A 26,182-nucleotide genomic window follows, 5' to 3' on the forward strand; every position below is an offset into this window, starting at 1 on the left:
CGCGAGCGCGCACGCCACGCCGACCCCGGACTTCCGGCACCCATCCTGTGGCACATGCGGCGCGGGCGGGCGGGCGGGCATGGTGCGGGTCCGCGTGGCGCGGGGGGAAATACGCGCCGCCACCTGCCCGGCGCCGCCGTGGCCTCATCAGGAGAGATGCATGATCCGTTTGCACCGATTGCTTGTCGTTGGCCTGTTGCTGGGCTGCAGCGGACTCGTCCACGCCCGCGCCGAGCGCGATGGACGGACGGTCACTCCGGCGCCCGTCCTTGCAGCAGTGCCCACCCTCGCCTACACGCGCTACGTGCTGCCCAACGGGCTGACCCTGGTGGTGCATGAAGACCACAAGGCGCCGGTGGTGGCGGTGAGCGTGTGGTACCACGTCGGCTCCAAGAACGAGCCGGCCGCGCGCAGCGGCTTCGCGCACCTGTTCGAGCACCTGATGTTCCAGGGCTCGGAGAACCACAACGACGAATACTTCCGCCCGTTCGAACTGGCCGGCGCCACCGATCAGAACGGCACCACCTGGCTGGACCGCACCAATTATTTCCAGACCGTGCCCACCACCGCGGTGGACATGGCGCTGTGGATGGAGTCCGACCGCATGGGCCATCTGCTCGGCGCGATCGGCCAGGCGCAGCTCGACGAACAGCGCGGCGTGGTGCAGAACGAGAAGCGCCAGGGCGAGAACCAGCCCTATGGCCGCGTGTTCACCCTGCTGCAGGCCAACGCCTTCCCGGCCAATCACCCCTACCACCACACCACCATCGGCTCGATGGCCGACCTCAACGCCGCCGCGCTGGGCGATGTGAAGAACTGGTTCCGCGAGTATTACGGCGCGGCCAACGCCACCGTGGTGCTGGCCGGCGACATCACCCCCGCGCAGGCACGCGAAAAAGTGCTGCGCTACTTCGGCGACATCGGTCCCGGCCCGCGCCTCAGCCGTCCGCAGCCGTGGACGGCGGCGCGCACGACATCCACGCGCGCGGTGTTCCCCGACAAGGTGCCGCAGACGCGCATCTACCGCGAGTGGAACGCACCCGGCCTGGCCGACGCCGACGCCACGCTGCTCGATCTGGCCACCACAGCGCTGGGCGGCGGCAAGGCCTCGCGCCTGTACCAGCGTCTGGTCTACCGGGACAAGCTCGCCGACAGCGTCAGCATGAGCGTGATGCCGTTCGAGCTGGCCAGCATGGTCATGCTGCAGGTGAGTGTGCGCAAGGGCGCCGACCCGGCCAGGGTCGAGGCCGCGCTCGACGACGAGCTGGCCAGATTCCTCGCCACGGGGCCCGACGCCGACGAGCTGGCGCGCGCGCGCACCGAATCGCGCGCCACGTTCATCCGCGGCATCGAGAAAGTCGGCGGTTTCGGCGGCAAGGCCACGGTGCTGGCCGAGGGTCAGGTGTACCGCAAAAACCCGACCGCTTACCTCGAGGATTTCGCGATGCTGCGCGCGGCCACGCCGCAGGCGGTGCGCGGCGCCGCGCAGCGCTGGTTGGGGCAGGGCGATTTCACCCTCGTGGTCGAGCCCGGCAGCGATGTCACCGCCAGCGATGCGGCCTACGCCAAATTGCAGCGGGGTCTGCCGACGGCTGCCGGCGCGCCCGCGCTCAAGGCCGATGCGGCGGCGGCGTATCGCGCCGTGGCCAGCACGGCCGAGCGCAAGCACGGCGTGCCCGAGGTCGAGCGCTTCCCCGATCTGGACTTCCCCGCCCTGCAGCGCGCCACGCTGAGCAACGGCATCCCGGTGGTGCTGGCCGAACGCCACGCCGTACCCGTGGTCAACGTCGAACTGCTGTTCCGCGGCGGCTACGCCAGCGATGGCGGTGCGGGCGAACCCGGTCGCGCCGGCTTCGCCATGGCCATGCTCGATGAAGGGACCGCGACGCTGGACTCCATCGCCATCGCCAGGCGCCTCGAGCAGCTCGGCGCGCAGCTCGGCACCAGCGCCGGTCTGGACACCACCACCGCATATCTGTCGGCGCTGCAGGATCAGCTGCAGCCATCGCTGGCGCTACTCGCCGACATCGTGCAGCAACCGGCGTTCCGCGACGTCGACATCGAGCGCGTGCGCCAGCAGTGGCTGGCCGGTATCGCGCAGGAAAAGGCGCAGCCCACCGGGCTGGCCCTGCGCATCATGCCGCCACTGCTGTACGGCAAGGGGCATCCCTACGCCATTCCCTTCAGCGGCACCGGCACCGAGGCCGCGGTGCAGGCGCTCAAGGCCGACGATCTGCGCGCCTACCACGCCGCCGTGGTACGCCCGGACAACGTGCAAATCCTGATCGCCGGCGATACCACGCTGGCCGCGATCCTGCCGCGGCTCGAAGCCGCGTTTGGCGGCTGGAAAGTTCCGGCCACGCCGCGCCTCGAGCTCAGCGTGCCCGCGGTGGCCACCGCGCAGCGTCCGCGCGTGTTCCTGATGGATCGGCCCGGTGCGCCGCAGACGCTGATCCTGGCCGGCCTGCTGGCGCCGCCCACGGCCAGTCCCGATTTCCTGGCGATCAATGCCATGAACGAGGTGTTCGGCGGCAGCTTCACTTCGCGCCTGAACATGAATCTGCGCGAGGACAAGCACTGGGCCTACGGTGCCGGCACGCTGCTGCGCGACGCGCAAGGCCAGCGTCCGTTCCTGGCCTACGCGCCGGTGCAGACCGACAAGACCGCCGAATCGGTGGCCGAGATCCTGCGCGAATCGCAGGCGCTCATCGGCGCGCAGCCGCCCAGCCGCGAGGAGATCAGCAAGGTCAAGCAGAGCGAGGTGCGCAAGCTGCCCGGCACCTACGAAAGCGCGCGCGCCGTGCTCGGCGCGGTGGCCGGCATCGTGCAGTACGCGCGCCCCGACGATTACGTGCAGACGCTGCGCAAGCGCATCGAGGCGCTGAGCGATGCGCAGGTGCAGGCCGCGGCGCGCGCCGTGGTGCAGCCGGCGCACTACACCTGGGTCGTGGTCGGCGACTTGAACAAGATCGAGCAGCCGATCCGCGCATTGAACCTCGGCGAGGTGCAGGTGATCGACAGCGAAGGTGCGATCCTGCGCTGAACGCGGTGCCGGCGGGCCTGCCGCGGCGCCAATGCAGTCGCTATGCTTGTCGGGCGGAGCGATCCGCCCGATTTTTTGCCCGTCCATCCGGGCCCGCGCGGCTGCAGCACACCACGACCGCGTTGCGCCCGCGCCGCCGCCCCGCCCCTGCCCGGAATCCGCCATGCGCGCCACGACTTCGTTGTCCCTCACCGCGACCCTCGCCGCCACGCTGTTGCTGAGCGGATGCGCCAGCTTCAACGTGCACCTCACGCCTGCCGCGCACGGCGTGGTGGCTGCTTACGTCGACAGCGTGGCCGGCTGCACGCAGGTGGGCACGGCAACAGTGTCGGTCAGCGACCACATCGGCCCATTCGCGCGCGACAACCTGACCGTGCGCGACGAGCTGGAAGTCCTGGCCCGCAACGCCGGCGCCGGACTCAGCGCCAATACGGTCAAGCCGCTGGGACCACCGGTCAACGGCCAGCAGCAGTGGGGCGCCTACCAGTGCTCCGGCAAGCTGCCGCGCGATGTGGGTACGGGCGCACCCGCCGTCGTGCCCGCAGCGCCTGCGACCCAGCCCGAGCCGCTGCCGCCGACGGGCCCCGCGCAAACCGCGCCGCTGCGCGCCGAGCCGCTGCAGATCGAAACCGTGCCTGCGCATCCGGCCAGCCCGGCCACGCCCGCCACCGCGCCATGGCCGGCCGCAGGCAGCAGCGTCGGCGCACCCGCGCAGGACCGGTAGCCAGGCCGGCCGCGTCATGCCCGCGTCGGCGGGCATCCAGCGTGGCGCACGACCACGTCCACCGGTTCCCCGGCTCGCGCTGCACGTGCCCACGGATGACAGCGGTCGCTGTGACGCCGCGCGACGTTTTGCCCATGGACCCGGGCCCGGGTCGCACTCAGGCATCCAGATCCGGAATCAGCTTGTTTTCCAGATAACTGATCATGTCCTTGAGCCGCAGCTTGCGTTTTTTCATGCGCGCCAGCGCGAACTGGTCGGCGTGCGCGTCGGCCTGCAGGCGCGCGATGAGCACGTCGATATCGCGATGCTCGGTACGCAGCGCAATCAGTTCGCGGGCGATGGCGGCAGGATCGTCGTAGTGCATGGCGTCGGGTCTTCGCTGCAGTGTAGCGCCGCGGCGAGGCGCTAGAATGCACGGCCTTCCGCCGTGGCCAGCCGCGCGCCCGCATGTCCAACGATCCCCGCAAACGCGAGCACGAGAGCCAGCGCCTGGCCAAGCGCCTGCGCCACCAGGTCGGCCAGGCGATCGCCGATTTCAACATGATCGAGGATGGCGACCGGGTGATGGTGTGCCTGTCCGGCGGCAAGGACTCGCACACGCTGCTGGACGTGTTGCTGTCGTTGCAGGCGCGCGCGCCGGTGCGCTTCGAGCTGGTCGCGGTGAACCTGGACCAGAAGCAACCCGGCTTTCCCGCCCACGTACTGCCCGATTATCTGGCCGCGCGCGGCGTGCCGTTCACCGTGCTGGAACAGGACACCTACAGCGTGGTCAAGCGCGTGGTGCCCGCGGGCAGGACGATGTGCGGCCTATGTTCGCGCCTGCGCCGCGGCGCGATTTACCAGCACGCCAGCGCAGCGGGTTTCAACAAGATCGCACTGGGGCACCACCGCGATGACATCATCGCCACGTTTTTCCTGAACCTGTTTTTCCAGGGCAGCCTGCGAGCCATGCCGCCCAAGCTGCGCTCGGACGACGGCCAGCACATCGTGATCCGCCCTCTGGCCTACGTCGCCGAGGCCGAGATCGCCGAATACGCCGCGCTGCGCGCGTTCCCGATCATCCCGTGCAGCCTGTGCGGTTCGCAGGACAACCTGCAGCGCAAGCACGTCCGCGCATTGATGGACGCATGGGAGCGCGAACATCCGGGCCGCCTGGAAAACATCTTTCGCGCGCTGGGCCATGTCGTACCCGCGCAGCTGGTGGATCGCGATTGGTTCGACTTCGCCGCGCTGGGCGCGCGCGACAACACGCCGGCGCCCGACGCCCACGCCTGGCTGGCCGGCGTGCCCTACGCGCTGGCCGACGCCCCGGTCTGAGCACGCCGCAGCGCGCGGCCGCCGACGCGGCTGCATTTCCCATTCCTCAGGATTCCACGCATGTTGTTTCGCAATCTCAGCCTGTTTCGTTTCTCCCCCGCCGTCGCGGCCACGCTGGGCGAGCTGGAAACCGCGCTCGATGCGCACCGCCTGCGCCCCTGCGGACCGCTGGAACTGGCCACGCACGGTTTCGTGTCGCCGTTGGGGCCGCTGCAGGGCGCGCTCACGCGCACGCTGCAGGGCTGCGTGCTGTTCAGCGCCGGCAACGAGGACAAGCTGCTGCCGGCGGTGGTGATCAATGCGGAACTGGGGCGGCGCATCCAGGCGCGCGCCGGGGAACTGGGCCGGCCGGTGGGCGGGCGCGAGCGCAAGCGCATGAAACAGGAGCTCATCGACGAGCTGCTGCCGCGCGCCTTCGCGCGGCCCTCGCAACTGCCCGGCTATCTCGACCTGGCGCAGGGCTGGGCGGTGCTGGACACCGCCAGCCGCAAAGCCGCCGAGGCCGCGATCAGCGGCCTGCGCGAGGCACTGGGCAGCTTCCCGGCGCTGCCACTGGCGGCCGAGCGCGCGCCGCGCCTGGTGATGACCGAGTGGCTCACCGCCCGGCGCCTGCCCGAAGGCCTCGAGCTGGGCGACGAATGCGAGCTGCGCGAGGCCACGGGCAACGCCGGAGCCATCGCGCGCTGCCGGCGCCAGGCGCTGGAGGCCGACGAGGTACAGGAACACCTGCGCGCCGGCAAGCAGGTGACGCAACTGGGCCTGGTGTTCGATGGCCGCCTCGCCTTCGTGCTGGGCGAGGATCTGGTGCTGCGCAGGCTGAAGTTCCTCGACGTGATCCAGGAAGAGCTCAACCAGCAGGCGCCGGACTCGGTCGAGGCCGAGCTGGATGCACGATTTGCGCTGATGGCACTTGAACTTCGGCGCGTGTTCGACAAACTGGACACATGGTTCGGCTTGCCCCGGCCGCAGGACGCCTGAGCGCCTGCGCCGGAGCGCGGAGACAGCGATGCCGGCAATGCAGCAAGACTGGTTCGAGGTGGCCGCACCCGGCGGCATGTTGCGCTTGCGCCGCGCGGTGCATCCGCGTGCGCGGCGGCTGCGCCTGAGCGTGGATATCAATGGCGCGCGCCTGACCTGGCCACCGGGCACGCAACCTGCGCAGGCGCAGGCTTTCGTGCGCCAGCACGCCGCCTGGTTGCGGCAAAAACTCAGCGAGCTGCATCTCGACGAAATCGTGCCGGCGCTGCGCGTCGGCCATCCGGATCAATTGCACTTGCGCGGCGAAAGCCTGCACCTGCGCTGGCGCGAGGGCCGTTTCCCGGCGCTGGTGCACGCGCCCGGCAACGTGCAGCTGCAACTGCCGGCGCACGGCGCGCGACCGCTGGCGCTGGCGCACGGCCTGCTGCGCGGCTTCCTGGAATCCGAACTGCGCCGCGATGCGGCGCGTGCGCTGAACACGCTGGTACCGCATCTCGGCCTGGCGCCGAACGCGCTGCAGGTACGCCCGCTGAAAAGCCTGTGGGGCAGCCTGGATACGCGCGACCGCATCACCCTCGACCTGGCGCTGGCGCTGGCGCCACCGGCGGTGGCGCGCTATGTGGTCGCGCACGAACTGGCGCACCTGCGCGTGCGCAACCACAGCGCGCGTTTCTGGGCGCAGGTGCAGGCGCTGGATCGCGACTTCGCGCAGCAGCGCGAATGGCTGCGCGAGCACGGCGCGCAGCTCAAGCTGGAGTTGATGCGCCTGATCGGCACGCCGGCGCGTGGCTAGCGCGAGTGGCACGAATCTGTGTCAGGCTGCGCGCACCGAGGCTTTTAGACCGTACACGCACTAGCGTAGTCAGCCGCCTCACTCGTTGGCGCCCGCATGAACGCTTTTCTCCGGCCCGGATCGCACGCGCGCGCCACCGCGCCTGCTGCGGTGGCGGCCATGGATATCGACCTGCCCGCAGGGGTGCGTGCCATGCAGTCCGAAACACTGGCCACGCTGCGTCTGGCGCTGGAGCTCTACCAGCAACCGCAGCGCGCCGTGGCGCTGCGCCGCGCGGCATTGCCGCATGCCGAGTTCGACCTGCTGCTGCACTGCGCGGCCGGCACGGTGGAGTTGCAGGAAGTCGCCGCGGTATTGCGCACGCCGCCGCAGACCCTGCAATCAGCACTGGATTTCTATCTCGTGCAGGTGTTGTTCGTGCCGGCGGCCAGCGCCTGGCGCGTGCTGGGCCTGCAGGCCGGCGCCGATGCGCGCCAGGTGCGCGAACACGCCCGGCTGATGCTGCTGTGGCTGGCACGTACGCGCGCGCGCAACCCGCTGGCAACGCTGCACACAGACCAGGTACGGCGCGCGCAGCATGAAACGCTGCGTGAATTGCAGCCCGGCGCGCGCGCAGCGCGCATGCCCACGCCCGCGCTGCAGCCGGGGCGCGTACAGCAGGCACGTGCGGCGCTGCGGCCGACGCACACCGGCATGCAGGCCCTGCGCTTGCTCGTACTGGCGCTGATCGGCGTGGCGCTGGCGCTGGGCTTGCTGTGGTTGTCGCGGCAATGGCACGGCGCCGCGCCGCGCGAGACATCCGCCGCGCTGGCGCCAGGCTTGGCGTGGCCCGCCGCACTGCCGCTGGCACCGCCGCGCGTGCCCATCGCCCTGCCGGCGCTGACGCGGGGGATCGAGCTCCCGGCCATGCGTTTGCAGGCTGCGCCCATGCCGCAAGCGTCGGCCGTGCGCGTGCCGGAGGCCGGGACGATCACCCCGCTGGCGGTGGCGTGGCGGCCGTTGCGCCCGTCGCCAGCGCTGCCCGTGCGCGCTGCGCAGGTGCGCGTCGCACCGCTGCGCATGCTGCGACCCGCATTGCCGGGCCTGCACTTGCCGATCCCGTCCGTGGCGGCACCGACGCCGCGACTCGCGTCGGCATCCCTGCCGGTGCTGGAAGCGGTAGCGGCACCCACGGCCAACACCGCCGCCATCGCCAGATTGCTGCGCGCGTTTAGCGACAGCTATGCGCGCGGCAACCTGCCCGGCTTCATGGCCCTGTTCGCGCCGCAGGTGCGCGAGGGACCGCGCGATTTCGCCGCGCTGCGCGCGACCTACGCGCGCCTGTTCGCCGGCAGCGCAGCGCGCAGTTTGCGTCTCAGCGACGTGCGCATCGCGCCGGCCGGCAGCGCCCGTGCGCGGGTGCTGTTGCGCTACGAGGCACGCATACTGGAGCATGGCGCCGCCACTCCCGCGCTGTATCGTGGCGCGCTGGCACTGGACATGCAAAGCACGCATGGCGCCTGGCGCATCATCGGCCTGCAACGCCTGGCTGCGCCCGCTGCAGCCGCCGCGTCAGCGGCACGCAGCGAATGAGCCAGGCCCGCACTCAGCCGCCGGTGGCGGGCAGCAGATAGAACTGCGTCAGCACCTGCGCGGTTTCCTGCGGTTGCTCGACGTTGGGCATGTGATTGCAGCCACCGAGTTCGGTCATGCTGATCTGCGGCGTGGCGCTGAGGCCCTGGCGCAGCGCCGCCATGGCGCTGGGCGGAACCACCTGATCGTCCTTGCACCACAGCCCCAGCACCGGCATGGTCAGCTTGGGCAGCACCGGCACCAGCGCGGTGGCGTCCGTGGGCGTGCGCAGGCGCGCGAACACGCCTTCGAGAAAGGCGCGACGCGATTTGTTTTCGGCGACCAGTGCATCGGCCAGGCGCGGCAGCAGATACGGCGGATGCACGAACACCAGTGCCAGCAACTTGCGCAGCCCGGCGCGATCGTCGAACACGAACGGGTCCTGCCCGGCCAACATCGCGCGCGCCAGCGGCGTCGGCGGATAGGGCAGGCCCGCCGAGTCCACCAGCGCCAGCCCGAACACCTGCTGCGGATGCGCCGCCGCGTAAACCCCGGCGATGGCGCCGCCCAGCGAATGCCCGACCAGACCGAAGTGCTTGAGCCCCAACGCACCGACGAAACCCGCCAGCAGCCGTGCCTCGCCATGGATGCCGCCCGCGCTGGCGGGCACGGACGAGGAACTGCCGTAGCCGGGCAGGTCGGGAATGATCACGTGGAAGTCGCGCGCGAGGAACTTGGCCGTCGGCACCCAATTCTGGCGCGAGCCGCCGAAACCGTGCAACAACACCAGCGTCGGGCCATGGCCACCTTCGTAGTACGCCCAGCGCACGCCGTCGACCTCGACACTGCGGCTGTGCAGGTTGGCGTCCCAGGCATGCAAGGTGTAACCCGCGCGCAGCAGCCATTGCGGCGCGAAAAAATACACGCCCAGCAGCACCAGCAGCAGCACGCCAATCAGCGCGCCGAGCCGACGCAGTCGGCGCAGGAACATGAACTTGAAGCCGGAGCGTGGCGTGGATGTCATGGGGTCGCTTCAGGTTGCGCGTGCGCCTTGCGCAGCACCTTCTCGATGGCTTGCCGGGTGAGCGGATGATATTCGGCCTGGTGCGCGCCGTAGGCGGTTTCAGCATAGGCCAGCCCCGCGGGCGTACTGGCGAAGGCGCGGTACACCGGCAGGGTGAGCTTCATGCGGCCGATGCGCAACATGTAGGCGCGCGCCGCCGGCCACGCGGCGCTATCGCCAGCGCGAATCGCGCGCGGCAGCCAGCGCATGCCGATCTCGGCATTGCTGCTGCGCGTGAGCCGCCACGCTGCGTCCAGCGCCTGCACCTGCGCCAGCGTCGGCGCCTCGGGTAGATGATCGAGAAAGTACAGCCACTCGTGTGTGTTCCAGTCCCCGCCCGGCAGCGCGGCGGCGCTCAGCGATCCATCGAGAAAACCGGCGCGCGCTGCATCGATGGCGGTGAAGGCCGGCACCGCCGGCAGACGCGCGCTGTCGGGCAGCCCCGGCGCGTACACCCACTGCTCGACCTGATCCCAGTCCACTTTGCCCGGATGCCGATCGACCAGGTTCGCGCGCAGGTAATCGAGCATCTGCTCGGTGGTGATGCTTTGAAACGCGAAATGGTCGAAGTAATCGCGCAGGTACGCATCGAACACCACGCGTCCGAACCGCGCTTCGAGAAAGCGCAGAAACCACGCGCCCTTGACGTAGGCCACATCGGTCAGCGCGTCGTCGGCACCGACCTCGCGCGGCGCCGGCGCCAGGCGCTGCTGGTTTTCCGACAGCGATTGCATCTTGTGCTTGAGTTCGCCGGCGGCGACCACGAACTCCTCGTCGGCCTGGGTCTTGCCGTACACCGCCTCGACGATGCGGTTTTCCACATACGTGGTGAAACCTTCGTTGAGCCAGATGTCGCGCCAGGTGGCGCTGGTCACCAGATTGCCCGACCACGAATGCGCCAACTCGTGCGCCACCACCGACACCAGCGATTTGTCGCCGGCGATCACCGTCGGCGTGAGGAAGGTCATCTCGGGATTTTCCATGCCACCGAACGGAAAACTCGGCGGCAGCACCAGCATGTCGTAGCGGCCCCAGCGATAGGGGCCGTAGAGCTGCTCGGTGGTGCGCATCATCGCTTCGATGTCGCTGAACTCGCGCGCCGCCACCGCCACCTGCGAGGACTCGGCCCATACCGCGGTGCGCTTGGATGTTGCCTGCTCGGCCAGCGCGCCCGCGGCGATCGCCATCAGGTAACTGGGAATGGGCTGCGGCTGGCTGAAGCCTTGCACCTCGCCTTGCGCCGGCTGGCGCAGCGCGCTCATCAGCACCTTGATGCCCTGCGCCGCGCGCACGCGCGCGGCGTAGCTGAAGCGCACCGCGGGCGTGTCCTGCAGCGGAATCCACGAGCGCGCGTGGATCGACTGCGACTGCGAAAACAGGAACGGCGCCTGCTTGTCGGTGGTTTGTTGCTTGTCCAGCCACTGCAGGCCGCTGGCCGTGGGCGCCGTGCGATACGCGATGCGCACGCGCGCCGGTTGCCCCGGCGCGGTGATGCCGAGCCTGCTGCCCAGCTCCGCGTCGGGCGCGGCCAGCGTGTAGCTCAACGCCTGCGCGTGGCCGGCGTCATCCAGCGCCTCGACGCGCTCGATGGTCAGATCGCGCGTGTCGAGGCTGAGCGTGCCCACAGCGGGCATGTCCGCCCTGGCCTCACGCCAGTCCAGCTCCAGCGTCACCGTGCCGGCGATCGTGCGCGCCGGAAAATCCAGCGCCAGATCCAGCTCGGCATGGCGCACGCGCACCTTGTCCGGCTCGGCGTAGGAATAAGGATCTTGCGCGGCTTCGGCCGCCGAATAAGGCAGAGCGATGGCGACCAGCGCCAGCAGCGCGGAAAGGCGCATGGGGCATCTCGTGCGAAGGATCAGCGCGCGATTATGCGCTGCGTACGCGGGGCGCACCTGCGGCAAAGGTCATTGGTGCGGGTGGACGACGGATGGTGCAGATTCCATCAGGGCCAGCAGGCATCCGGCCTGCGTCAAAGGCCGGCTGCAAAGCCGCAGCCTGTCCAGGCAACACGGAGACGAGACTATTGCGTGACCGCTGACGCGTGAGCCAACTAGCCGACCAGCGCCGAAGCCGCGATGTTCGCCTGTAGCGCCTTGTCGGGCCGCGGTTGGGAAAGCGTTTCCCAGGTACCGGTTGTCGATGCCTCACGGCCTACGACGTCCGAAGCGTTGCCGTGGGGATGGAGTCGATATTCGTAATCACTTGGCGCTGCGGCAGGTAATGAAGCAGCAGATCGGTTTCCTTCTTGACCACGCCGTAGCACTCGCAACTCAGGGTTTCCAGTTTCGGCCGGTCAAGCACCTTGATCAATCCGCGCGAATAGGAAATGACGCCCAGCTGCTGCAATTTCAACGCGGCCTGGGTAACGCTTTCCCGGCGAACGCCGAGCATGTTGCTGATGAATTCCTGTGTCATCGTCAAGTGGCTATGTGACAGACGATCCATGGAAAGCAGGAGCCAGCGGCAAATCTGCTCGTCGATCGAGTGGTGTCGGTTGCAAACTGCGGTCTGGGAGATTTGCGTGATCAGGGCCTGCGTGTAGCGCAGCATCAGCAGCAACAACTGGCCGTGGCGGTTGAACTCCTCTTTTACCCGCGGTCTCGGGAGTCGATAAGCGTATCCGGCGCTCTGTACCAGTGACCGGCTCGGTGAGCTCTCCCCACCCATGAACAACGTGATACCCAGCAAGCCCTCGTTGCCCACCACGGAGATCGCGGTCGACGCCCCGTTTTCCATCACGTACTGCAGCGACACTATGGAGTCAGTGGGAAAGTAAACGTGCCGCATGGGATGCAGGGACTCGTACAGGAGCGCGCGCAACGGCAGGCGCACAAGCTCCAGGTACGGGAACAAACGGCCCTGGACGTCTGGCGACAAGGCTGCCAGGAGATGATTCTGCTGGGGCTGGGGTTCGGCGGACATTCCGGCATTCTTGGAACTGGGCAAGCAGAGATTACCGGTCACAGCGGTTTGGACGCACGTTTTGTCGCGCGTGAATTCGATGTAGTGGCCCACGGATGGCGAGGCTCTGGAAACTTGCCCGGGACAACCCCATGCATAACTTGGCTGCGCAACGCCTGAATCGTTACAAACCACGAAACGGCTTCGGTTTGAATTGTCAGGTGCCGACCGGCGCACCAACTTGCGGGAGAGAAATGGCCGCCAAGAACTGCGAGCGGATATCTTGTGGCGAGTATGCCTGTCTGGCTGGAACCGTGATCAGTGATGGTCTGACACACTTTCAGTAGCAAGTCGTCGCGGGATTGCGCACGCGGGCTGACATGCGACTTGTCGTTGAGTTCCACGGCACAGACCACGACCAAGTCGCCCGCCCGACACACGACAAAATCCAAGTGCTTGGAGGCGATGCGATTGAGAGCGCTCTGGCGAACGGATTTGTCAAGACCCGGCTTGACGATTGCAACGTCTGCGACACGAACCTTGCCGAAAACGCGGTGCTCCGAACCAACCGCTTGATCAAGGACGCCGAGGAAGGAACGCTCCGCGTCTGAAAAGAGCGCCTTTGCAGGCTGGTACGGGAAGCCGATTGAACCTACGCCGCCTTGCTTGTTCTTGAGCACTGCAAGAACGACGAAAACAAGCAATGCGAAAACAATCAGCAGAACCAACAACGACATGCGACGCACTCCCCTTGGAATCCAATGCTAGAGTTAAGCAGCATGCGTCATGTGCGGAACGATGCGCCGCTGCGCGGGGTTGCGGCGCGCCCGCAGGCGCTACAGCGCGTCGCCGTCCAGCTCACCGGTGCGGATGCGGATGACTTGCTCGAGATTGCTGACGAAGATCTTGCCGTCGCCGATCTTGCCGGTGCGCGCGCTGTGCTGGATGGCCTCGATCACGCGTTCGACCAGATCGTCGGTGACCGCCACTTCCAGCTTGATCTTGGGCAGGAAATCGACCACGTACTCGGCGCCGCGGTAGAGCTCGGTGTGGCCCTTCTGGCGGCCGAAGCCTTTTACTTCGGTGACGGTGATGCCCTGCACGCCGACCTCGGCCAGCGCCTCGCGTACGTCGTCGAGCTTGAACGGCTTGATGATGGCGGTGATCAGCTTCATGGCATCGGTTCCTGTTGGGCCGGGCCATTCTGCCATTGCGCGGCGCGCGTTGTAGGAAAACCCCGACGCCGTGCACTGCGCGTACTCTTGCGCGCAGCCGGGCACACTGCCGGGCAACGAGGTGAGACCTATGTGGGACACGCAAAACATCGACAACATCGCGCAACGTCTGGCTGCATTGCTGCCGCCCGATCTGGCGCAGGCACGTGCCGACTTCACTGCCAACGCGCGCGAGGTGCTGCAGGCCGGGCTGGCGCGCGTCAATCTGGTCACGCGCGAGGAGTTCGACGTGCAGCGCCTGCTGCTGCAGCGCACGCGCACGCAACTGGTTGAGATGGAGCAGCGCCTGGCCGCGCTGGAGCAGCTCGCCGGCGAGCATCCGCCGCGTTGAGCGGACCGATGCCTGCGCGCGCGCGCCCCGCCGGTTGCAGGGCTCCGCCCCTATGCGCCACCACGCGACGGCCTGTGGGGCGAGCTTTTTTGGCGCACGCATGAGTCTTGCCGTCACCCTCACCCGCGCCCAGGAAGGCGTCTCGGCCCCGCAGGTGATCGTCGAGGTGCATCTGTCCGGCGGCCTGCCCGGCACGTCCATCGTCGGCCTGCCCGAGGCCGCGGTGCGCGAGGCGCGTGATCGCGTGCGCGTGGCCATCCAGGCCACGCTGTTCGAATACCCGGCGCGCCGCGTCACGGTCAATCTGGCGCCAGCCGATCTGCCCAAGGAAGGCGGTCGCTACGACCTCGCCATCGCGCTGGGCATCCTCGCCGCCGGTGGCCAGGTGCCGCGCAAGAAGCTCGAGCACTGCGAGTTCATGGGCGAGCTGGCGCTGTCCGGCGCACTGCGCGCGGTCAACGGCGTGCTGCCGGCGCTGCTGCGCGTGCGCGCCAGCGGACGCAGCGCGGTGGTGCCGCGCGCCAACGCCGCCGAAGCCGCGCTGGTCGAGGATCTCGACGTGCGCGTGGCCGACAGCCTGGCCGAGGTGTGCGCGTGGCTGTGCGACAAGGCCGAGCTGGATTGCCCGCAGGCCGCGGTGTGGGACGGCGCGGTCGGTGGGCCGGACCTGGCCGATGTGCGCGGCCAGTTGCAGGCACGCCGTGCGCTGGAGATCGCCGCGGTCGGCGGCCATCACCTGCTGCTCAGCGGGCCGCCCGGCACCGGCAAGACCATGCTGGCCGAGCGCCTGCCCGGCATCCTGCCGCCGCTGCGTTCATTCGAGGCGCTGGAAACCCTGGCCGTGTATTCGGTGGCCGGGCAGGACATCCAGCTGGCGCACTGGCGGCGGCGGCCGTTCCGCGCGCCACACCACACCGCTTCGGCGGTGGCGCTGGTCGGCGGCGGTTCGCATCCGCGTCCGGGCGAGATTTCACTGGCGCACCACGGCGTGCTGTTTCTGGACGAGCTGCCCGAGTTCGATCGCCACGTGCTGGAGGTACTGCGCGAACCGCTGGAATCCGGCCGCATCGCCATCGCGCGCGCCGCGCGCCGCTGCGAGTTTCCCGCGCAGTTTCAACTGGTCGCGGCGATGAACCCGTGCCCGTGCGGCTATGCCGGCGATCCCGGCGGGCGCTGCCACTGCACGCCCGATCAGATCACCCGCTACCGCGCGCGCCTGTCCGGGCCGCTGCTGGATCGCATCGACCTGCAGGTCGAGGTGCCGCGCGTGCCGCTGGAAGACCTGATGCAGGCACGCGGCGCGCGCGACGAGGACAGCGCCACGGTGCGCGCGCGCGTGGTCGCCGCGCGCGAGCACGCCTACGCGCGCGCCGGACGCCCCAACGCCGAGCTGGCCGCGCGCGAGATCGAGCGCGACTGCGCGCTGGGCCCGCCCGAACGCGCCCTGCTGGCACGCGCGGTGGACAAGCTGGGCCTGTCCGCGCGCGCCTACCACCGCATCCTGCGCGTGGCGCGCTCGATCGCCGATCTGGACGGCGCCGCCGCCTGCGTCGGCCGCGAGCACCTGGCCGAGGCATTGCAGTTCCGCGGGCTGGCGATTTGAACCAGGCACGCCAGCATGACGCACCGATGCGGGCAGCGCATGATCGTGAACCGATGCTGCTCAGCCGCGATGGCTGATGCGGTACTTGTGATTATCCAACTCCACCGGCAGGAACGCCCAGCGCAGCGCAGCGTCGCAAGCAGGTGCAGCTGAGACCCGGCGCTGTTCCGCGATCCGGCGCAGACGCCGCGCATCACGCCACCGCGGCTCGGCGAACAACGTCGCCAGTTTTTGCACGCGGCCGTCGCGATCATAGGCGACGAGGTACAGCACCAAAGCGCGGTGCATGGCGGCGATATGTATCCGCGAGAACGGCTGCAGCAGGGGCACGCGGGAATGGGCGTCGACGGGCCGCGGACGGCAGGCCGTGGGCGGCTGCGCCTGCTGATGCAGAGCGGCCTCGATGCCGGCGTTGTAGCGCAGAATGAAGGCATTGGTATCGCGCACGATCTGCTTGTTCTGCGCCGCCGAAAGCATGCCCAGCGTGCGATGCAGCAGCGAGGCCGGGTATCCGGTGTTCTGCTGTTTCGGAACCGCGTAATGCAGGTAAGCCAGCGCCCAGACGTTGGCCTCCAGCGCGCGGCCGCGCCGCACGTCCAGTTCGGCCATCGCCGGCATGGCCAACAGGCGGCCCTGGATCGCGGCGTGCGCCAGGTACAGCGAGGCCTTGTGGTCATCGCGCGCCAGATGGAAACGGCCGCACACGCGGCCATGCAGATACAGTGCGCCCAGGGTGAGCTGGTCGACCGCATTGCCCCGCAGCGCGCCGCGCCGCAACGATTCGAATCCCGCCTTGCAGACCTGTGCGCTGCCACGGCCGCTGATCAGCGCGAACTGGTCGGCATCTTTCTGCACCTTGGCCACACGGCCTGCAGATTCCGCCGGGGTGGGTGCCGTGGCCGGCGCGGGCGCCGCCGCCACGGCCGCCACGGCCAGCGCTGCGAGTATGCCCGCCAGCAGGATGCGCCGCATGCCGTGCAAGATCGGATCGATCATGGGTGTCCTCTTGGCCATGCTCAGTGCCAGTGCATGGTGTAACGCCTGTCGTCGTATTCGACAGGCTGGATGGCCGGGCGCAGGTGCTGGCAATACGGCGTGGCGTTGAATCGCATCAGCGCCAGCGGATAGTTCAATTCATTGTGCACACGCCAGTCGGGCAGCATGTTGATGATGGCGTGATCCGCGATCCTGCCCGCGGGATCCACCGCGTACAGCATGATCAGGGATACCGCGTGTGGATAGCGTCCGCTGAAATCCGGCGTTGGAAAAGCCGGCATGTTGGCTGGCGGCGCGATGCGGCGCGTGAGGCACAACAGTGAAGGCTGCGGCATGCCGCGGTCGTGCAATCCCTTTTCGATGCGCGCGCCGTAGCGCGCGATGACGCCATTGACATCGCCCAGCACCGCGGCTTTCTGCGCGTCGCTGAGCTGGCGCTGCGCACGCGCGATCAGCTCGGGCAGGTAGCCGTGCATACGCTGCTGCTCGGGGTTCAGTTGGTGGTGGTAATAAGCCAGCGTCTGCGCCCAGATCATCGCCTGCAGCGGGTGATGGTTGAGCAGATCGAACTGCGCCAGCGCCTGCATGGCGAACAGGTTGCCGCGGATCGCGGCGTTGGCCAGATACTCGTTGGCCAGCGTGGCGTTGTAGGGCAGCAGCGCGTGCGGTCGCTGCGCGCCCCACATGTACTGCGAGCCGAGCACGTACTCGGCGAAGGCATTGCCGTGTTTGGCCAGCCGGGTCAGCGCACCGATGGCGGCGAGGCGCTCGGGCTTGGGGTGCTTGTCGCTGAGCGCGGTCAGCGCGAGCAGGGCATCGTCGTGGTCCCGCGCCATCGCCGGAACCGTCTGCGCGGCGGGCGCCGGCAGCAACGGCGGCTGGCCCGCGCTGGAGGACGCCTGCGCCGGCAGCGCGGTTTGCGCGAGGCATGCGACGGCCAGCCACGAACCGAGCAATGCGATGCTGCAGCGGAACCAGCGCGATGTGTGCATGACCACTCCTTCTGGCTGACTCAAACAGTTCGAACGCGCGCGGCCCGGCGTGAGGCGGGCGGGCACCCGCATGGGGCGCGTGGCGACCCTCACGCCGTGCCGGGCATGCCGCGATTGAATGCCACCGGCAGCAATGCATAGCGCAGTGGCTTGCCGCATCGCGGCGCGGGTGTTGCGCGCCAGCTTGCGGCGTAATCACGCATGCGCCGCTGCACGCGCCAGTCGGGCAGGGACAGGATCGGCTCCACGGCGTGCGCACGGCCGCGCGCATCCACACCGATCCAGTACAGCGCGATGCCGGGCTGCACGCCGTCGTAACCCGATACGAGCGCAGCATGATGCGCATCGGGGTGCAGGGACACGAGGCGGCAGACTGGATCGTCCAGTCTCCTGGCGATCTTCGCGCTGCGTGACTGACGCTGGCCCGCGCGAATGCTGGCTTGGTGCGCGCGGATGAAGGCATTGATGTCATCGACCGCGGTCTGCTCCTCGGCCTTGGGCAGCCTTGGCCACGAGCGATGCATCAGGATCGCCGCATAGGTGGCGCGCTTGAGATCGTCCGGCCGCACACCGTAATGCACATAGAGCTGTGCCCACACGTTGGCCTGCAGCACATGGTGCTGCTGCAGTTCCAGCTCGGCCATCGCCGCCATCGCGAACACGTTGCCGTGAGTCGCGGCGTTGGACAGATACACATCGGCCAGCGCCGGATCGCGCGGCAGCAGCGCGTGCGCGCCCTGCGGCCCCTGGAAGTACAGCGCGCCGAGCAGCAGCTGCGCGAACGCGTCGCCCTGTTCTGCGGCCATCCGCACCTGCTGCAGGGCCGCCTCGCGCGTCGGCATCGGTGCATGCGTATCGAGCACCGTGGCGACCGCCGCGCCGCCCGGGCGCTGTGGCGACCGCGCTTGCAGCGCAAGCAGCGATGTAGCGACGGGATCGGCGGGGCTTGCCGCCAGCGCAACAACCGCACCCTGCGCGCCGAACAGGCCGGCAAGCACCAGGACCGTCATCGGCAATCCCCCACGTGCGCGCATGTCCACTCCCTGCCATTCGCCACGTTGCGCACGCTAGAACGCGCACGTGTCGCGAACAAGCCTGCGCGGCCTACGGTTTGCTTACAGCGCGTGGCGTGGATGCGCCCCGGCCTGCGCGGCGGCGCGGCGCGAACGCGCATGCCGCCTGCCTTGCGGCGGCGTGCTCAGCCCGCGCCGTGCTGCAGCAGCCACAGGCGCAGGAACTTCTGGCGCACGTACCCGGCCTCGACGTAGGCGTAGAACAACCCGCGCCAGCCGTCGCGGAACCCGCCGCGCAGCACGTAACCGCGCAGGAAACGCCAGGCCGGATTGAGCACGATGTTGCGCAGCCGCGCGCGACGTCCCTGCGCGTGCAGGTGCTCGGCCATCATGCGCGCGTAGCGCTGGTAGCGCGCGAGCTGGTCGTCCAGCGAGCGATAGGCCTCGTGCAGCAGGTCGCCGCGCAGCAGCGCCACGGCACCATCGACCTCGACATGCTCGTGGATCTCGCGTACGCCGCGAAAACCGCCGTGACGGCGGTCGAACAGGCGCAGCACGCGGTCGGGATAGGCATTGCCGTGGCGCAGGAATTCACCGAAGTAGCGCGTGGCGCGCGCGCAGCGGTAGCCATGCGCGCCGACGAAACCGGCATCGCGCGCGGCCTCGATGCTGGCGCGCAGTTCGGCGCTGACGCGCTCGTCGGCATCGACGCACAGGATCCAGTCGTGGCGCGCCTGCTGCACGGCGAAATCCTTCTGCGCGCGGTAACCGTCGAAGGCGCGGGTGAACACGCGTGCGCCGTGCCGCGCGGCCAGTTCGCGCGTGGCATCGCTGGAGCCCGAATCCACCAGCACGATGTCGTCGCAGAACGCCAGCGCGGCAAGGCAGGCCTCGATGCGGTCGGCCTCATTCAAGGTGATCACGCAGGCGGAGATCGCGGGGCGGCTCATGGCGGATGCAGGTGCGGATGCGGCGGCAGCGCGCATCATCGCAGCATGGGCCGTCACGCGCAGCGCTATGCTCGCGCCATGTCCGAGCCCGCAGCTTTTGATCGGCGCTGGATCGCGCACCGCGGCGGCGGCCGCGCCGCGCCGGAAAACACTCTGGCCGCATTCCGCGCCGGCTACGCAGCCGGGTTTCGTGCGTTCGAATGCGATGTGACACTGAGCCGCGACGGCGTGCCGTTCCTGCTTCACGACACCACGCTGACGCGCACCACCGGCGTGCGCGGCGCGGCGGCGACGCAGCGCTGGGACGATCTGCGCGATCTCGATGCCGGAGCCTGGTTCGGCGCGCGCTTCCGCGGCGAGCCGCTGGCCAGCCTGGATACGGTGCTGGCGTTTGCCGCCGCACGCCGCGCCTGGCTGAATCTGGAACTGAAACCCGCGCGCGGCGCCGCGGCGCGCACGGGCGTGGTAGTGGCGACGCGCGTGGCACGCTGGCTGTGCGAGCAACCCCGCGCGCCCGCGCCGCTGTTGTCCTCGTTCTCGCCGCGCGCGCTGCGTGCGGCACGCGCCGTGCTGGCGCAGCGGCAAGCGCGATTGCAACTTGCGCTGCTGTGCGCGCACTACGACGCGCGCGTGCTGCGCAGCGCCCGCGCGCTGGGTGCCAGTGCGCTGCATCTGCACTGGCGCGCGGTCACGCCGGCGCGCGCACGCGCGATCCATGCCGCGGGCCTGGCACTGCGTGTGTACACCGTCAATCGCATGCCCACGACAACGCGCCTGTGGGCGTGGGGCGTGGAGGGCGTGTTCACGGATCGCCTCGACCTGCCCGCGCGCGGCAACGCCTGATACGAATTTGCGCTCAAATCCTGAGCATGATCAGGCGTCATTCCCGCGCAAAGCCGGCCGCCGGCGAAGGTGGGGTGGGGGAAAGCACTTCTTGATAGCGCCGCTGCTCACACAGCGCTTGCTGAAGTCACTGGATCCCCGCCTGCGCGGGGATGACGAGCCCAGACGACCCGGCCATTTGCTCGAAAAATCTTGCCTTGTCGAATGCGCATCGATATGAAGCCCGCGCCGCTACACTGCGCGATCCGTGCAAGGGCCCTACCGTGAACCTCGGTTATCGACGACTGGAATCGCTGCGCGCGCTGTGGCCATGGGCCCCGTTGTGGCTGGCGCTGGCGCTGCTGGCGATGTTCGCGCACGGGCCCATGCCGATGCATTCCACGCGCACCCTGGGCGTGGCCTGGGACATGTGGCAGCACGCCAGCTACATCGTGCCGATGCTCAACGGCGCGCCCTACAGCGACAAGGCGCCGCTGATCTACTGGCTGTTCTTCGCCGGCTGGTCGATCACCGGCGTCAGCGATCTGTGGCCGCGCCTGCTGCTGGTACTGATTGGCCTGACGCAACTGATCCTGGTGCAGGCGCTGGCACGGCGCCTGTTTCCGACGCGGCCATGGATCGCGCGCAGTGCGCCGTGGCTGCTGGGTGCGCTGACCTACGGGTTTCTGTTCGACCTGCAGATCATGTACGACGGCCTGCTCGCGGTATGGGTGCTGCTGGCGCTGCTGGCGCTGGTGCCGAGCCCGCGCCGCGAGGCGCCGCGCTTCGTGCTGTTCGCGCTGGCGCTGGGTCTCGGCCTGCTGACCAAGGGGCCGGTGATGTTGCTGCACGTGGGCCTGGTGTGGCTGCTGGGGCCGTGGTGGCAGCCGTGGGCGCGACAGCATCGCGGCGCCTGGTATGGACGCGGCGCGCTGGCGCTGCTGGTCGGCGTGCTGATGTTGCTGGGCTGGGCGCTGCCGGCGGCGTGGCTGGGTGGCCCGGTGTACCGCGAGCTGCTGCTGTTTCATCAGACCGCGGGCCGCGTGGTCGATGCCTTCGCGCATGCGCGGCCGCTCTGGTGGTACGTGCCGCTGCTGCCGTTGCTGCTGTTCCCGTTCGCGCTGTGGCCACGCGCGTGGGCGGCGCTGGGCAGCCTGGGGCGGCCGTTCGAGCCGGGGCAGCGGTTCCTGCTCGCGTGGCTGTTGCCGGTGTTCGTTGCGTTCTCGCTGGTCAGCGGCAAGCAGGCGTACTACCCGCTGCCGGAGCTGGGCGGGCTGGTGCTGCTGCTGGCGTTCGCGCTGGCGCGCATGCGCGAGCGCCATCCGGCGCGCGAGCGCAACGCCTGGCTGGGTCCGTGGCCGTTGGCGCTGTTCAGCGCGGCGCTGGGCGTGCTGCTGTTCATGCTGCCGTGGCTGAGCGCGCGCGGCGATCTGCGGCACGATTACGCGCTGCGCGCGGTGGCCGTGCACAGCCCTAGCTTCGGCGTGGTCTTCGTGCTGCTGGCGCTGTGGCTGCTCTTGCGCGGGCGCGGCGAGCTGCGCCGCATCGCCGTCGCCGGCATGCTCGGCGTGGTGGCCGCCAATGCGCTGTTCACGCTGACGCTGTGGCGTGATTACGACCTGCACCGCATCAGCACGCTGCTGGCGCAGGCGCAGGCGCGCGGCATCGCCATCGGCAACATCGGCATGTACGAGGGCCAGTTCCACTTCCTCGGACGGCTGCATAAACCCATCGCGGCGCTGGACGACGGCGCCGAACTGAACACCTGGCTGCACACGCACCCCGCGGGCTGGGTACTGGCGTATCCGGCCACGCTGGACGCCGAAGCGCGCCGCCATGCGCTGTACGCGCAGCGCTTTCGCGGTGTATGGCTGGTGCTGTGGCCGGCGCGCGTGCTGGCCGACGTGCGCGCCGGGCGCACGCCACCCGCGGACAGCGGCCCGGCGCTGGTGGTGCCAGGGGCGGCCGATGCCGTCGCCCACTGACGCGGCGCTGGCCGCGCGCATCGCCGCGCTGCGCGCGCAGTGCGACGGGCCGCGCGACGGCGCGCTGCTGCGCTGCATGCTCGGGCAGACCCTGGCCGGCGCCGGCGCGCACGCGACGGCGATCGCAGAGTTCGAACGCGCGCTGCGGTTCGATGCGCGCTACAGCGCGGCCTGGAAGTTTCTCGGCCGCGCGCTGCTGGATGCCGGCCGCCGCGATGACGCCGCCGACGCCTGGCGCCAAGGCATCGCCGCCGCCGAAATGCAGGGCGATGTGCAGGCCGCCAAGGAGATGCGCGTATTCCTCAGACGCATCGCGCGCGCTGACCCGCAAGACGCGTCGGACTGATCGGGCAGCCATGCGCCGTCTGCCCTCCGGCTGGCCGCGCGGACGCGGCCTCGGCCGCGTTGCACTGACAGAAGCGGACGCGGCCTCAACCGCGTTGCACTGATAGAAGCGAGCGCGGCCTCAGCCGCGCAGGGCGGCGATGTAGCGCCGTTCGAACCAGCGCTTGGCGGGATGGAACAGGCGCGAGCGCAGCAGCAGACTGCGCGTTTCGGTGCGATACACCAGCGTGCCGCCATCGAGGCTGTCGACGATGCACACCAGCTCGGCCGGCGCGATCTGCGTGGGCGCCTTGCCAGCCAGCTCGTCGAGCAGGTTCGCCGCCGCCGCCGCGCCCTGCAGGTCGGCCATGTGCGCCTGCTTGGGCATCCAGTCGGGGCCGGCGTGGCTGCCGGCATCGCCGACCACGTAACAGCGCGCGCAGCCCGGCACGCGCAACTGCGCATCGGCGCGCACGAACCCGCCGGGGCTCAACGGCAGGCCGCTGTCCTGCACCCAGGCCGGGCCGGTGAGGCCGGGCATGAACAGGATCAGATCGGCGCTGATGCTGCCGCCTTCGGTATGCACCGCGCGTTCCTCGAACCTGACCAGTTTGTGGCCGAGGTGGGTCTCGATGCCGCGCCGCTGCATGGTGGCCAGCAGGCCAGCGACCGCGCGCGCGCCAAGACGTTCGCCGGGCGTGGCCGCGGGCGAGAAGAACACGAGGCGAAAATTGCCGCGCTGGCGCGTGCGCCGCAACCAGGTCTCGATGCCGAACAGCAGCTCGAACATCGGCCCGCCGCGCACCGCCGCGGGCTCGTTGGGATTGCCGGCGAAACCGAACGCGATGGTGCCGCCGCTCATGCCCTGCAGGCGCGCCTGGATCGCCTCGGCGGCTTCGATGCCATCGCAAATCGTCAGCGCGTGCTCGATGCCCGGCAGCTTTTTGATGTGGCGTGCGCCGCTGGCGATGATCAGGCCGGCGTTTTCCAGTGTCTGGCCAGCGTCCGTGAGTATCCGGCGCCCGGCTTCTTCAAGACCGCAGGCGCGACCGGCGATGAAGCGCACGTTGTGCCGCGCGAAGAAATCCTGCAGCGGCACGCGCAGCGCATTGCCGCGACGCAGACCGGTGGGTACCCAGATCAGGCTGGCGTTGTAGATCAACTCGGGCTTGGGCGCGAGCACGTTGATGGGCACGCGCGCATCACGCTTGCGCAATGCACGGATGGCGCTGACTGCACCGAAACTGCTGCCAACGAGGGTGATGCCGGACATGTGCTGCTCCCTGCGCGCGTGAAGGTGGCGATTTTGCGCCGCCACGCATGAACGCAAGTGCGCGCGCCTGCGGCAGGCCGCCGCGATGTGGCAGCGCCCGCGCTCAGAAATCCTTGCTCAAGCCGAGGTAATAACCGCGCCGCGGACCATACTGCGGCGCGCCGACACCGATGCCGGAGCCATCGCGAATGGCGTACACGCGGTCCAGCGCATTGATCACCGCCAAGCGCGCGTGCACGACGCCGAGCGCCGGCAGCTCCAGGCTGCGCGCGATGCTGAGGTTGAGCTGGAAGTAGGCCGGCAGCGTCTCGGTGTTGGCGAAGCCGGCGCGCAAGCCGCTGCCATAGAGATAGTCGAAGCCGAGTTGCGTGCCGTCATCCAGGCGGTAGCTGGCGCCGCCGGAGCTGGTCAGGCGCTGCGCGTGGTCCAGCGCGATCCAGTGGCTGGCGATCCAGGCCAGTTCGGCGGCGTCGAAGTTGTACTGGCCGGATGCCACCTGCTTGCCCTGTGCGATGTTGTTGGCCAGGTTGAACCACGCGCGCAGCGGCCCATGCTGCCAGTTGGCGCTGAACTCGATGCCTTGGTTGCGGCCGTAACGGTAGTTGAAATCGCTGAACACCAGCGCGGTGCCGAACTGGCCCTCGTCGAGCAGGTTGCGCGCCTGGCTAAGGTAGGCATCGAGGCCCAGGGTGAGCGAGTCGCCGGGCCGCCACTGCACGCCGGCGTCGTAGTAATTGCTGCGCATGGCGCGCACGTTGGTGTTGGCATCGGTGGGCAGTGCGTTGGTGGTGCCCTGGAACTTCGCGATGTCGGTCGCGGCGATGAGTTCCGTGGCTGGCGGGGTGAAATAGCGCGCGTAACCGGCATGCAACGTCCAGTCGTCGCTGATTTCATAGACCATGCCCAGACGCGGACTGAACTGGCTCTCGTCGAGGTAGCCGCCGATGTGGTCGTAGCGCAGGCCGCCGTTGAGCGTCAGTTGCTCGTTGATGTTCCACTGGTCCTGCACGTAGGCCGAGGCGGTGCGCGCGAGCAGGCGGTTGCTGTCGGTGATGCCGAGCGGCACGTCGCTGGTCTGGTTGCCATCGGCATCCGCGGGGAACACCAACGCGGTGTTGTCCTGCAGGCCGCGCTGGAAGTCGGCGTAAACGCCGTAGCGCAGCGTGTTGCGCTCGCCCAGCGGCGTGGCGAAGTCCGCCTGCAGCGTGCTGGCGCGATTGCTGCGGCCCACGGTGGAAGCAACGCCGTTGTAGATCAGGTCGCCGATCGCGTCCGGGGTGAAATCGACCTGGCTGTAACGCTGGCCCGCGGCGATCTGGTAATCGGTGGCGCCGAGTTTGCCCTGCAGGCTGACGATGGCGAAGCGGGTCAGTTCGCGCTGGCGCTCGTTGAGGTCGACCGAGGGGTAGTCGCTGACGCCGGCGAGGCTGTAGACCGGCGCCTGATTGGGATTGTCGGGGATTTGGAAGCGGTTGTTGGTGACGCCCGCCAGCACGCTTAGACGCGTGGTGTCGTTGATCAGGTAGGACAACGCCCCGAAGCCCTTGCCCTGCCAGGTCGTGTCGTGGATCGCATCCCTGGCCGCCGTGGGATTCTCGATGCCGAGATTGTTTTTCAGGTAGTCAGCGCTGAAAAACCAGCTCCAGCGGCCGCTGTGGCCGAACAGGCTGAGCGAGGGCTCGATCGTGCCGCGGCTACCAACGGTCACGCCGATGTTGCCGCCGTTGCCGAGCTTGGCGCCCGAGCGCGTGCGGATGTCGATCACGCCCGCAGTGCGCAGGCCGTATTGCGCGGGCAGCGCGCCGGTGAGCAGTGACACGCTGTGGATCAGGCGCGTGTCCAGGGTCTGGCCGAAGCCGGAGATGCTCTCCGGCAGGATGATGCCGTCGATGCGGTATTGCAGGTTGGCGTGATCACCGCGCACGTGCAGCTCGCCGTAGGAGTCCTGCACCACGCCAGGCGCCTGCAGCAGCACCTGGTTCAGCGGCGTGGATTCGCCCAGCGGCAAGCTGGCAATGGCCTGGCGGGTGAACACGTACAGGCTGCTGCCGGTGGACGGCGCGAGCTGGTTGCGCGCCTGGTCCAGTACCGCGTTGACGGTGACCGTGGCCAGTTGTTTCGGTTTGGCGGCATCCGTGCGGTCCTCGGCATGGCCGAGCGGGCTGTGCAGGGCCAGCAGCAGCGCGACGGCCAGCGGCGCGCGTGAGAAATGGCGCGGGGACATGGACAAACTCCGGCGTTCGGTCAGTGTTGTTACACAGTAACATGTGCGCCGCGCGATGCCA

Annotated in this window: 23 protein-coding genes; 11 read left to right on the top strand and 12 right to left on the bottom strand. The window is 69.0% G+C overall.

The features are described from left to right. Positions 1-160: 160 nt before the first annotated feature. Entirely contained in the window at positions 161-3,043 is a 2,883-nt protein-coding gene (locus Mschef_RS01560) for a M16 family metallopeptidase (RefSeq protein WP_081126091.1), read from the top strand. A gap of 163 nt (positions 3,044-3,206) precedes the next feature. After that, positions 3,207-3,767, top strand: coding sequence for a DUF4156 domain-containing protein (locus Mschef_RS01565; protein ID WP_081126092.1), 561 nt, complete (start codon positions 3,207-3,209; stop codon positions 3,765-3,767). 157 nt (positions 3,768-3,924) lie between these two features. Here the strand turns inward: Mschef_RS01565 and Mschef_RS01570 are convergent, their stop codons facing one another. Beyond that, the gene (locus Mschef_RS01570; RefSeq protein ID WP_081126093.1) at positions 3,925-4,131 is read right to left on the bottom strand and encodes a YdcH family protein; all 207 of its coding nucleotides are present in this window, start codon (positions 4,129-4,131) and stop codon (positions 3,925-3,927) included. An 83-nt stretch (positions 4,132-4,214) separates the two neighbouring features. Between Mschef_RS01570 and ttcA the strand changes: the two genes are divergently transcribed. The 4 genes from ttcA (at position 4,215) to Mschef_RS01590 (ending at position 8,427) form a co-directional block, all read left to right on the top strand. Continuing rightward, entirely contained in the window at positions 4,215-5,084 is an 870-nt protein-coding gene (gene ttcA / locus Mschef_RS01575) for a tRNA 2-thiocytidine(32) synthetase TtcA (RefSeq protein WP_081126094.1), read from the top strand. A gap of 60 nt (positions 5,085-5,144) precedes the next feature. Further along, on the top strand, positions 5,145-6,062 hold the full coding sequence (locus Mschef_RS01580; protein WP_081126095.1) for a recombination-associated protein RdgC: 918 nt from the start codon (positions 5,145-5,147) through the stop codon (positions 6,060-6,062). 28 nt (positions 6,063-6,090) lie between these two features. Next, entirely contained in the window at positions 6,091-6,855 is a 765-nt protein-coding gene (locus Mschef_RS01585; RefSeq protein ID WP_081126096.1) for a M48 family metallopeptidase, read from the top strand. 96 nt (positions 6,856-6,951) lie between these two features. Beyond that, positions 6,952-8,427, top strand: coding sequence for a hypothetical protein (locus tag Mschef_RS01590; protein WP_081126097.1), 1,476 nt, complete (start codon positions 6,952-6,954; stop codon positions 8,425-8,427). A 13-nt stretch (positions 8,428-8,440) separates the two neighbouring features. Here the strand turns inward: Mschef_RS01590 and Mschef_RS01595 are convergent, their stop codons facing one another. The 5 genes from Mschef_RS01595 to glnK all read right to left on the bottom strand — a co-directional run bounded on the left by Mschef_RS01595 (position 8,441) and on the right by glnK (position 13,548). Beyond that, positions 8,441-9,430 carry an alpha/beta fold hydrolase gene (locus Mschef_RS01595; RefSeq protein ID WP_242426412.1) on the bottom strand — a complete coding sequence of 330 codons (990 nt, stop codon included), beginning with the start codon at positions 9,428-9,430 and terminating at the stop codon, positions 8,441-8,443. Further along, a complete protein-coding gene (locus tag Mschef_RS01600; protein WP_081126098.1) occupies positions 9,427-11,307 on the bottom strand; it encodes a M1 family metallopeptidase in 1,881 nt (626 codons plus the stop codon). Before Mschef_RS01600 ends, Mschef_RS01595 begins: the two co-directional genes overlap by 4 nt. Positions 11,308-11,623: 316 nt before the next feature. After that, the gene (locus tag Mschef_RS01605; protein ID WP_081126099.1) at positions 11,624-12,394 is read right to left on the bottom strand and encodes a Crp/Fnr family transcriptional regulator; all 771 of its coding nucleotides are present in this window, start codon (positions 12,392-12,394) and stop codon (positions 11,624-11,626) included. 38 nt (positions 12,395-12,432) lie between these two features. Then, positions 12,433-13,110, bottom strand: coding sequence for a DUF2726 domain-containing protein (locus Mschef_RS01610; RefSeq protein WP_081126100.1), 678 nt, complete (start codon positions 13,108-13,110; stop codon positions 12,433-12,435). Between the two features lie 99 nt (positions 13,111-13,209). Next, positions 13,210-13,548, bottom strand: a complete 339-nt coding sequence (gene glnK, locus Mschef_RS01615; protein ID WP_081126101.1) for a P-II family nitrogen regulator — start codon at positions 13,546-13,548, stop codon at positions 13,210-13,212. A 130-nt stretch (positions 13,549-13,678) separates the two neighbouring features. On the opposite strand from glnK, the gene Mschef_RS01620 reads away from it, so the two are divergent. Next, positions 13,679-13,939, top strand: a complete 261-nt coding sequence (locus tag Mschef_RS01620; RefSeq protein WP_081126102.1) for an accessory factor UbiK family protein — start codon at positions 13,679-13,681, stop codon at positions 13,937-13,939. Positions 13,940-14,039: 100 nt separating this feature from the next. Beyond that, positions 14,040-15,542 carry a YifB family Mg chelatase-like AAA ATPase gene (locus tag Mschef_RS01625; RefSeq protein ID WP_081126763.1) on the top strand — a complete coding sequence of 501 codons (1,503 nt, stop codon included), beginning with the start codon at positions 14,040-14,042 and terminating at the stop codon, positions 15,540-15,542. A 60-nt stretch (positions 15,543-15,602) separates the two neighbouring features. On the opposite strand, the gene Mschef_RS01630 is transcribed toward Mschef_RS01625, so the two are convergent. The 4 genes from Mschef_RS01630 to Mschef_RS01645 all read right to left on the bottom strand — a co-directional run bounded on the left by Mschef_RS01630 (position 15,603) and on the right by Mschef_RS01645 (position 19,493). After that, on the bottom strand, positions 15,603-16,538 hold the full coding sequence (locus Mschef_RS01630; RefSeq protein WP_081126103.1) for a sel1 repeat family protein: 936 nt from the start codon (positions 16,536-16,538) through the stop codon (positions 15,603-15,605). Between the two features lie 20 nt (positions 16,539-16,558). After that, positions 16,559-17,530 (bottom strand): hypothetical protein, encoded by a 972-nt coding sequence (locus Mschef_RS01635; RefSeq protein ID WP_081126104.1) that lies wholly within the window; start codon positions 17,528-17,530, stop codon positions 16,559-16,561. An 89-nt stretch (positions 17,531-17,619) separates the two neighbouring features. Continuing rightward, positions 17,620-18,564 carry an SEL1-like repeat protein gene (locus Mschef_RS01640; RefSeq protein WP_136256445.1) on the bottom strand — a complete coding sequence of 315 codons (945 nt, stop codon included), beginning with the start codon at positions 18,562-18,564 and terminating at the stop codon, positions 17,620-17,622. A 164-nt stretch (positions 18,565-18,728) separates the two neighbouring features. Continuing rightward, complete coding sequence (locus Mschef_RS01645; protein WP_081126764.1) at positions 18,729-19,493, bottom strand: glycosyltransferase family 2 protein; 765 nt, start codon at positions 19,491-19,493, stop codon at positions 18,729-18,731. A 78-nt stretch (positions 19,494-19,571) separates the two neighbouring features. On the opposite strand from Mschef_RS01645, the gene Mschef_RS01650 reads away from it, so the two are divergent. The 3 genes from Mschef_RS01650 (at position 19,572) to Mschef_RS01660 (ending at position 22,646) form a co-directional block, all read left to right on the top strand. After that, the gene (locus Mschef_RS01650; RefSeq protein WP_081126765.1) at positions 19,572-20,336 is read left to right on the top strand and encodes a glycerophosphodiester phosphodiesterase family protein; all 765 of its coding nucleotides are present in this window, start codon (positions 19,572-19,574) and stop codon (positions 20,334-20,336) included. A gap of 263 nt (positions 20,337-20,599) precedes the next feature. Continuing rightward, entirely contained in the window at positions 20,600-22,300 is a 1,701-nt protein-coding gene (locus Mschef_RS01655; RefSeq protein WP_242426413.1) for a glycosyltransferase family 39 protein, read from the top strand. Then, positions 22,284-22,646: a hypothetical protein gene (locus tag Mschef_RS01660; RefSeq protein WP_081126107.1), complete on the top strand. Its 363-nt coding sequence runs from the start codon at positions 22,284-22,286 to the stop codon at positions 22,644-22,646. The genes Mschef_RS01655 and Mschef_RS01660 overlap by 17 nt, the downstream gene beginning before the upstream one ends. Before the next feature lie 120 nt (positions 22,647-22,766). On the opposite strand, the gene Mschef_RS01665 is transcribed toward Mschef_RS01660, so the two are convergent. Together Mschef_RS01665 and Mschef_RS01670 are read right to left on the bottom strand one after the other, a co-directional pair. Continuing rightward, a complete protein-coding gene (locus Mschef_RS01665) occupies positions 22,767-23,897 on the bottom strand; it encodes an NAD(P)/FAD-dependent oxidoreductase (protein WP_081126108.1) in 1,131 nt (376 codons plus the stop codon). 103 nt (positions 23,898-24,000) lie between these two features. Further along, on the bottom strand, positions 24,001-26,121 hold the full coding sequence (locus tag Mschef_RS01670) for a TonB-dependent receptor (RefSeq protein ID WP_081126109.1): 2,121 nt from the start codon (positions 26,119-26,121) through the stop codon (positions 24,001-24,003). Positions 26,122-26,182 lie beyond the last annotated feature (61 nt).

The sequence above is a fragment of the Metallibacterium scheffleri genome, assembly GCF_002077135.1.
GTDB lineage: Bacteria > Pseudomonadota > Gammaproteobacteria > Xanthomonadales > Rhodanobacteraceae > Metallibacterium > Metallibacterium scheffleri.

Bases quoted from the DNA above. Each gene is read 5' to 3' on its own strand.
- glnK (WP_081126101.1), bottom strand. From the start codon at position 13,548: ATGAAGCTGATCACCGCCATCATCAAGCCGTTCAAGCTCGACGACGTA.
- Mschef_RS01665 (WP_081126108.1), bottom strand. From the start codon at position 23,897: ATGTCCGGCATCACCCTCGTTGGCAGCAGTTTCGGTGCAGTCAGCGCC.
- Mschef_RS01595 (WP_242426412.1), bottom strand. From the start codon at position 9,430: ATGACATCCACGCCACGCTCCGGCTTCAAGTTCATGTTCCTGCGCCGA.
- Mschef_RS01630 (WP_081126103.1), bottom strand. From the start codon at position 16,538: ATGATCGATCCGATCTTGCACGGCATGCGGCGCATCCTGCTGGCGGGC.
- Mschef_RS01645 (WP_081126764.1), bottom strand. From the start codon at position 19,493: ATGAGCCGCCCCGCGATCTCCGCCTGCGTGATCACCTTGAATGAGGCC.
- ttcA (WP_081126094.1), top strand. From the start codon at position 4,215: ATGTCCAACGATCCCCGCAAACGCGAGCACGAGAGCCAGCGCCTGGCC.
- Mschef_RS01600 (WP_081126098.1), bottom strand. From the start codon at position 11,307: ATGCGCCTTTCCGCGCTGCTGGCGCTGGTCGCCATCGCTCTGCCTTAT.
- Mschef_RS01660 (WP_081126107.1), top strand. From the start codon at position 22,284: ATGCCGTCGCCCACTGACGCGGCGCTGGCCGCGCGCATCGCCGCGCTG.
- Mschef_RS01635 (WP_081126104.1), bottom strand. From the start codon at position 17,530: ATGCACACATCGCGCTGGTTCCGCTGCAGCATCGCATTGCTCGGTTCG.
- Mschef_RS01580 (WP_081126095.1), top strand. From the start codon at position 5,145: ATGTTGTTTCGCAATCTCAGCCTGTTTCGTTTCTCCCCCGCCGTCGCG.
- Mschef_RS01605 (WP_081126099.1), bottom strand. From the start codon at position 12,394: ATGTCCGCCGAACCCCAGCCCCAGCAGAATCATCTCCTGGCAGCCTTG.
- Mschef_RS01610 (WP_081126100.1), bottom strand. From the start codon at position 13,110: ATGTCGTTGTTGGTTCTGCTGATTGTTTTCGCATTGCTTGTTTTCGTC.
- Mschef_RS01590 (WP_081126097.1), top strand. From the start codon at position 6,952: ATGAACGCTTTTCTCCGGCCCGGATCGCACGCGCGCGCCACCGCGCCT.
- Mschef_RS01640 (WP_136256445.1), bottom strand. From the start codon at position 18,564: ATGCGCGCACGTGGGGGATTGCCGATGACGGTCCTGGTGCTTGCCGGC.
- Mschef_RS01565 (WP_081126092.1), top strand. From the start codon at position 3,207: ATGCGCGCCACGACTTCGTTGTCCCTCACCGCGACCCTCGCCGCCACG.
- Mschef_RS01585 (WP_081126096.1), top strand. From the start codon at position 6,091: ATGCCGGCAATGCAGCAAGACTGGTTCGAGGTGGCCGCACCCGGCGGC.
- Mschef_RS01670 (WP_081126109.1), bottom strand. From the start codon at position 26,121: ATGTCCCCGCGCCATTTCTCACGCGCGCCGCTGGCCGTCGCGCTGCTG.
- Mschef_RS01650 (WP_081126765.1), top strand. From the start codon at position 19,572: ATGTCCGAGCCCGCAGCTTTTGATCGGCGCTGGATCGCGCACCGCGGC.
- Mschef_RS01570 (WP_081126093.1), bottom strand. From the start codon at position 4,131: ATGCACTACGACGATCCTGCCGCCATCGCCCGCGAACTGATTGCGCTG.
- Mschef_RS01620 (WP_081126102.1), top strand. From the start codon at position 13,679: ATGTGGGACACGCAAAACATCGACAACATCGCGCAACGTCTGGCTGCA.
- Mschef_RS01560 (WP_081126091.1), top strand. From the start codon at position 161: ATGATCCGTTTGCACCGATTGCTTGTCGTTGGCCTGTTGCTGGGCTGC.
- Mschef_RS01625 (WP_081126763.1), top strand. From the start codon at position 14,040: ATGAGTCTTGCCGTCACCCTCACCCGCGCCCAGGAAGGCGTCTCGGCC.